This window comes from Bacteroides sp. Ga6A2 (genome assembly GCF_000702225.1).
Lineage (GTDB): Bacteria > Bacteroidota > Bacteroidia > Bacteroidales > Bacteroidaceae > Ga6A1.
Genome location: NZ_JNKX01000068.1, coordinates 1 through 7,214 on the forward strand (window position 1 = coordinate 1; position 7,214 = coordinate 7,214).

5 protein-coding genes are annotated in these 7,214 nt (G+C 40.3%); all 5 read left to right on the forward strand.

From position 1 onward, the window contains the following. Positions 1 to 1,265 precede the first annotated feature (1,265 nt). Complete coding sequence (locus tag T538_RS0113240) at positions 1,266 to 3,767, forward strand: cellulase family glycosylhydrolase (RefSeq protein WP_031534432.1); 2,502 nt, start codon at positions 1,266 to 1,268, stop codon at positions 3,765 to 3,767. A gap of 258 nt (positions 3,768 to 4,025) precedes the next feature. Next, positions 4,026 to 4,634 carry a hypothetical protein gene (locus T538_RS0113245; protein WP_031541377.1) on the forward strand — a complete coding sequence of 203 codons (609 nt, stop codon included), beginning with the start codon at positions 4,026 to 4,028 and terminating at the stop codon, positions 4,632 to 4,634. Positions 4,635 to 4,848: 214 nt separating this feature from the next. Next, positions 4,849 to 5,706 (forward strand): hypothetical protein, encoded by an 858-nt coding sequence (locus T538_RS0113250; RefSeq protein WP_031541379.1) that lies wholly within the window; start codon positions 4,849 to 4,851, stop codon positions 5,704 to 5,706. Positions 5,707 to 5,948: 242 nt separating this feature from the next. Further along, on the forward strand, positions 5,949 to 6,731 hold the full coding sequence (locus tag T538_RS0113255; RefSeq protein ID WP_155993214.1) for a hypothetical protein: 783 nt from the start codon (positions 5,949 to 5,951) through the stop codon (positions 6,729 to 6,731). Between the two features lie 25 nt (positions 6,732 to 6,756). Further along, on the forward strand, positions 6,757 to 7,164 hold the full coding sequence (locus T538_RS17850; protein WP_155993216.1) for a hypothetical protein: 408 nt from the start codon (positions 6,757 to 6,759) through the stop codon (positions 7,162 to 7,164). Positions 7,165 to 7,214 lie beyond the last annotated feature (50 nt).

A 7,214-nucleotide genomic window follows, 5' to 3' on the forward strand; every position in this document is an offset into this window, starting at 1 on the left:
ACATCAATTTTTTCTTTCGAAAAGTCAATTCCAACAAATAATTTTTTCATACTTTTGTATCTGTATTTTTAAAGAATTGGTCAATAGTTGTATGGACTAACACTCTAACGAGGCTCTATGCCGATAACTTTCTATCTTGTCTTTGCAACTATGTCTGGGAGGTCCTAAACAATTTATAGACTCCGTTCTGGAAAGTTGACAGGTTTACCTCTTCGACAGACCGATTCTTCCTTACAACGACAAAGGTAAGAAACTGTCTTGAATTGCTATTGTTTTTCTCGACCAATTTGCTTTCTTATGCGGCTGCGCCGCAATCATCTGCAAACTTAGAGAAAGTTGAAAATTGAAAAATATTGTAAACTCAATTTCTAATTTACAATTCCTAATTCTTAATTGGGTGACGCTGCTTGCTTTTCTTGGTTCTGCCGAATTTCTGCGCTCGACCTCTGGTCGCTTCGGCAGCAAGCAAGATAAGGTTCGAGCGGTAATTTTGGCTTAACATGGAGGGGGCAATTGATAATGTTGAATTGAAATTTGGTAGGGTGGGGGCAGAGAAATGAATCTCGTTTCGGACTGAAATCTATGCCATATTTTTCGTTGTCAGGATATGTACGAAATGTTACATTTTTTAAGATTGCAGACTTCCTTAAATTGTGAAAAATGACGCAACAATCCTTGTCGGAATAGGTAGAAAAAATTTTCCCAAGTTAAATGTTAAAAAAAACAAAAATGGGAACGCAAACGCCGGTTTTAGTATACTTTTAGAATATTTGTTAATTTTTTCTCTTCTTTTTGCATACAATAATGCTTGAAACGACCAAAAATTGCCCCGAAAAACAATATGTGCTAAATGTTAAAATATGTTATAATGGAATGTGCAGAAATTAGTCATTTATAAATGTTAAAAAATGTTATGTTACAAGCTGAATGTTACCTTGTTACTCCAGCGGTGCTCTATGTTACAAAATAAATGCCTAATTGTTACATAATGTGTATTTTAATACTGTTAAAAATAGTGTAAAATATTGAAAATGAGTTATATATTAGTAGGTTGTCTGTGTTTTGCATATCTCGAAAAAAAATGACTATTTTGCATCCGGCTTTTTGACGCATGCATGCAGAAGTCGGCTGTGTGTTGAAGTAGAAATTGTTGAAATACTGCAAACTTACTCTCAATTAGTCAGGCACGCAGCAAAAATCTTAATATTAACAAACTTAAAAGTATTTGGCGGTTACTAATTACGCCAGCGCAAAAAAAACAAAACATGAAACGTTTATTAAAGTCAGTAGCGGTATTGCTGTCATTCGCGCCGCTATCAGCGTTTGCCCAGTTTGGAGTGGTAGAGCCACTTCACGTTAGCGGCAACCAGTTCCGCGACCCTTCGGGCAACAAGGTCGTACTACACGGAGTTATGGATACTCCAAGCCCTTACTTTAACAGTTACCGTTGGGGTAACGCTTGTAACGATGGTACTGTAAGTGCATGTCTTAACTATTTCGAGAAGATATTCACAGGTATCACAGACACAAAGCAGGGCGCATACTGTAACCTGTTCCGTCTGCACCTTGACCCATGCTGGACTAACGACCCTAACAAGAGAGCCACTGGCGGTGGTGGCGAGGCCGACATCAGCCGCTTCTCAAGTGCTCGCTTGGAGAAGTACATGCAGACTGTTTACTGGCCTATCGCACAGAAGGCTCTTAACCACGGAATGTATGTCATCATGCGTCCACCGGGCGTATGTCCTCAGACTATCAAGGTTGGCGATGCTTACCAGAACTATCTGAAGACAGTTTGGAACATCGTAACAAAGAATCCTAACGTGATAAAGAACTCTGGTACTGTGATGATTGAGCTTGCTAACGAGCCAGTTAAGTTGCTCAACCAGTACGGTCAGGACACAGAGACTGCAATGCGCGATTTCTTCCAGCCTATCATCGATGTTATCCGCCGAAACGGTTACAAAGGTATCATTCTTGTTCCGGGTACAGGATGGCAGTCTAACTACAGAAACTATGCCAAGTATCCTGTAAACGATAACAATTACGGTTATGCCGTACACTTCTATCCAGATTGGTACAGCACATCTGATTCTCAGCACAACCACAACACATCTATCAACGCCTTCAAGCAGCAGGTTCCTGTTGTAACAAGCAAGCCTATCGTTATTACTGAGATTGACTGGAGTCCTCAGAACGGTAGCAACGGCCACTACAACGAGCACGGAAACTGGGTTGTTGGTAACTATGGTACTTGGGGAACAGGTAGCACAACTAAGTTCGGCTATGCTTACAAGGCTGTGCTCGACTACTACGACAACATCTCTATGACTCTTTCTGGTACAGATACATACATGGATGTTGCAGAGTATCTCAAGTCTGGCAAGGCTAAGGCTGCATTCGGTGGTATCTGGGAGGCTTGTGCCGGTGCTTGCTGGTACTGGTATTCTCTTTGGGCTCAGAAGGACTATGCACACAAGTCAGGCAGTTCAAACAACGGCGGTTCAAACAACGGTGGCTCAACAACTCAGCCTGTGCAGCCTGCTCAGCCAGTTGACTTGTCATCTTCTTTGATTCCTGCTTGGAAGACAGCCAACGACCGCCCAGCAGGATGGGCTTGCAACGACGCTGGCGAGTATCCAGCATCTGGCAGCGCATCAAGTGGTCCACGCGTTGTTAAGTTCGCTTCAGGCGACTTCGAGTACGGTTTCTATGTTCGTCAGTCAGACGCTTCAAAGCCAGGCTTCATCGAGTACGGAAGCACAGACGGTCATCGTCTTGCCCTTAACAACTACGGCAACTACTGCCTCACATTCAACACTGTTGCATGGAGCGGTTCGCCATACGTTAAGGCAGAGGTTCGCACTCCAAACGGCGAGGTTATCGCATCTACTATCGTTAAGTGCGAGAAGAGCGTTAACAAGAGCACATCAGCTTCAACAAGCGGTTCTACTCAGGGCTACCTCAGCTTCTATGTATTGGAGAAGGGCAACTATACAGTTCGCTTCACTCCTTGCGCCGATGCTAACGGTTCTGCCGGTACATGGGTAGAGGCTGTTGTTGGTAACGTAAACTTCCGCTACATGGAGAACCCATTGGCATTCAGCAAGGCTAACTACGTTAATCCGGGTTGGAAGATTATGGACGGCGGCAAGCTGGTTGAGACTGGCGATGCAGGCTCTGGTCCTCGTATCTTCAACTTCCCTAACGGTGGCAAGTTCAGCTATGGTTTGTATATCCGCACGTCATCAACATCTAACGACGAGAACTATGCTGAGTTCGGTTCACGCTGGGGCTACGGCTTGAACTTCGTTCCGGGCAAGTACACAATCACTTACGATTGCGCTGCTTGGACTGGCACTCCATCGGTTAAGTTCGAGGTTATCGACGAGAGCGGAAAGGTTGTTGCAAGCAAGATTACAAACTGCTCTCTCAACCTTAACAAGAACCTTAATGCATCGACTGCAAACGCAACTCAGGGTGGCGTATCATTCAACGTAAGCAAGACTGGCAGCTACCGCCTGCGCTGGACTCCTGTAGAGGCTAACGGCAACGCTGGCTACTGGTTGGAGACTGTAATCGGTCACATCAAGATTACACACAATGCAACTCGCTCTGTTGCAGGTGGCGACGATGAGACAACTGCTATCTCGGCAGTTAAGGCTGAGACAGCCGACGAGGCTTACTACGATTTGAGCGGCCGCAAGGTTAAGAACCCAACTAAGGGCATCTTTATAAAGGACGGAAAGAAGGTTATTCTCAAATAATAGTGAAAATATCCGCGACGGATATTGTACCTGAATAAAAATGCGTGTTGTGCATACCGCTGGCACTTGTGCGAAAGTGCCGTGGTGTGCACAACTTTTTTATTATGATGATAGATGCTTGTGTGAAAAATGACTGAAAATAAGTGCGAAAGTTGGTCCTTTTCGATATAAAATGTATGTTTGTCCCCGATGAGTAAACTAAGTTCTGAATCTTAAAATATTGTTGCATTAGTGCTTTTCTTAAAATATAATAGTAGTATGAAGAATATCATATTGTTTTTGATTTGCTTAGTTGTGAATATTACGGCTTCTTCCCAAGTTCGGGTTGTTTTTGACGGGACTCCTTATGGATGGACTGGGCGAGATTCTGTAATAATAAAAAAGCAGATAGATAAGATAAAGAAAAAATGGAAGAACAGTAATTCTCTTGTCGGAGAGGATTCCATTCGGATTATTATTTCTAATTCCGATGTTGCCGTCGTTCCTATGTGCTTTCTGGCTGATTATCAGATGATAGAAAGTAGAAACAGCGTCAAATTGTTGAAAAAAGAAAAATGTTCCTTTTTCTCGGCGACACTTTTTTACAATGGGTCGTTCTTGGGAACTTGTAAGTATGACCCTATAAAAAAGAAGTATCGTATAGCTTGTTCATCAACAATACACGATGTAGGTCAACACACGGACTATTACGAAATAAGAGGACGAAACGATTTATTGTCTTCGAAAAACATTTTTGCAATAACTACTGGTTGTAAATATTTCAAGTTTGAAGAAAATTTGTTTTGTTTACATGATGGTGTCTTATATCTGGTTGATTATGACGATTTTTCGAAGATGTCTGTTGTAGATAATAGCTTTTTCGAATGAATACGGTATCGCTGCGATAGTCACTCATAGAAAGTGTCGCTGTTTTTTGTTCTTAATCATTTTTTTCTGCGACAGATTGAATTTTTGTGGATGATATGATTATAGAGAATTTTATTTGTATATCTTTGCAAAGATTTTTACGAGGTAAGAATAAAATCTACTATGTGAAATTATTTAAACTAAGGTAATAACTTAATCATTCAATTTAATTTAAATGAAGAATCTTTTAAACAAATGGATGTTGGCGCTTGTGGTGCTTTCAACATTCGGCTTGGCATCGTGCGGTGACGACGATGACGACAAGAAGACAGAAACAGAAGAGGTTAATTATGCTGATGCGAAACTTCTGAAGATGGTATCAAAAGTTACTTCCGACGAGCATTTCTTTGGTCCGTTGGTTAATGAATGTAACTATGAGTACAACGCTGATGGCTATGTAAGCAAATATTCTGATTTAAGTTCGGGAAACAACCTTTACGACACATTCGATTATAGCAAACTGAAGACTGAAAATAAGATTGTTGTAACTCATAAGTACGAATCCGATTATGATTCAGAAACTTCATCTTATACATATTTTCTTGAAAACGGCAGAGTTTCAAAGATAACTTGTGGAGATAAGGAAGTCTCGTTAATTTATAATGGCAAAAACCAGTTGACAAAAGTGGTTTATAGTGATTATGAATACACCGTTCTTACTTGGGAGAATGATGTCGTAACAAAAATTAAATTTATAAACACGGAGAGCAAGGACGAAAACTCTGAAGAGGAGATAACATATTCAACTGTTCCTGCGGGGAGTTTTGGCAGTGCAGTAATATCTACTGCTGTAATGTGTGATGGTGCTGATGGCATTGGTTTGAACAAGATGTTTGGTGCAAATCTAAAGTATTTGCCGGAAAAGATTGTAAGGACTGACGATGGCGAAAATCTCGTTTCAACCTCTGAAATTTCGTTCGACAGTGTAACAAAGCTTCCTGTTTCTGAAAAGACTACATATACTAAGAAGAGTGAAGAGAAAAAGACTCAAATTACGGAGACTACATATACTTGGGACATTCCATCAAAATAAATCCTTTTTAAACATAAAAATAAGCAGCGACACCACTTATAGAAGGTGTCACTGCTTTTTTTGTGCCTAATCATTTTTTTCTGCATCAGATTGAATATTTTTGGCAAAATATGTACTTTTGTACATTAAAATCCGTCCATGAAAAGCAGACATTAAACGCCGAAGTTTGCAGATATACGGAGGTTGTTCAAATAAAGAGGCGGATAATACATGGTTCTGCAAAACATTTTATTCTACAGTATATGAAGAAATTATTTACATTATCGTTTGTAATACTTGCGATTTTCTTGTCGCTAAGTTCCTGCTCTAAGGTTAAGCGAGAGATTATTGTCAAGCAGGTGGCTGCCACAAAGAGCCATTTGCCTCAGAAAATTGGGGCAGCCCTCGAGGTTGTAGATGTGAATATCAAGGGAGATATGGTTGAATATGTAATAAAAATGTCGGAAGATATCTGGCGAGTTAGCGGAATGACTAACGAGACGGCCAATTCTGACAGAAATATTGCAAATCTGCTTTCTTCTATCGACGATTTTACCATCAGCAATTATATCGGCAGCGATATGGGAATAAAATACACGTATTATTCTGATGAGACAAGTAAGAAACTATTCGAGATAGAAATCTCTCCAAGCAGACTAAAGGAAATACATAAAAAAATGAAGAATGGAGAGATAAAAGAAGCATCCATGCTCGAAACTATCCAGCAAGAAATAATGCGAGTAAAATCGAATCTGCCAGCCCCAATAGGCGATGGCGTTTGGATGACAGACGTCTATCTGAAGAATAAGAATGTATATTATGTTTATAAGATAGACGACGGTATAAGCGCCTCGGATTGTACAAAGGAAGACATAGAGCTTGTGAAAGCTGGATGTATCGAAGCACTGCGTGGCGAACAGACCATTGTATTGCGGAAAAAGAAGTTGATAGAAGAGGGAATACACCTGATATTTGTTTATAACGATAGCGAAGGTAAGGAAATTACTCGTGTAGATATTGGTCCTGATGAGTTGTCTAAATTGTAATTCAGGTATTAACAAAGTCGTAAAAATGAGAAAACCTAATTATCAGTCAGTTGCCTTCTTCTTGTTTGCTATGTGCATCTTTACTGGATGCACACGCAAGGGTAGTGGCAAAACCGTAAATGAAACGCAAGCCGAAGATTCAGTATCTTTTGTTTCTGAAAGCGACAGCTGTAAGCAACCAACGGCGCAAGACTCGTTGAAAAAGTTGTTGTTGGGCTATTGGGCTCATGAAGATGTTACTTGGATGAGGATAACGGATGATAGTATTTATTATGTTGACCAAGATGGCGAACCTGCTATAAAGTATTTTGTCAGTGCAGATACTATTACTATGTATTATTATGGATTTACTAAAAAGGATAGATTTTGGTTTGTTGGCGATTCTCTGTTTATCCCAAAACGGTCATTAGAAAAAATAAGTAGCAAAATGTAAGTTGGTTTAATATTCTGAGCCAATCATTAGCACTTTTCGCTTATATTTTC

Bases quoted from the DNA above. Each gene is read 5' to 3' on its own strand.
- T538_RS0113240 (WP_031534432.1), top strand. From the start codon at position 1,266: ATGAAACGTTTATTAAAGTCAGTAGCGGTATTGCTGTCATTCGCGCCG.
- T538_RS0113245 (WP_031541377.1), top strand. From the start codon at position 4,026: ATGAAGAATATCATATTGTTTTTGATTTGCTTAGTTGTGAATATTACG.
- T538_RS0113250 (WP_031541379.1), top strand. From the start codon at position 4,849: ATGAAGAATCTTTTAAACAAATGGATGTTGGCGCTTGTGGTGCTTTCA.
- T538_RS0113255 (WP_155993214.1), top strand. From the start codon at position 5,949: ATGAAGAAATTATTTACATTATCGTTTGTAATACTTGCGATTTTCTTG.
- T538_RS17850 (WP_155993216.1), top strand. From the start codon at position 6,757: ATGAGAAAACCTAATTATCAGTCAGTTGCCTTCTTCTTGTTTGCTATG.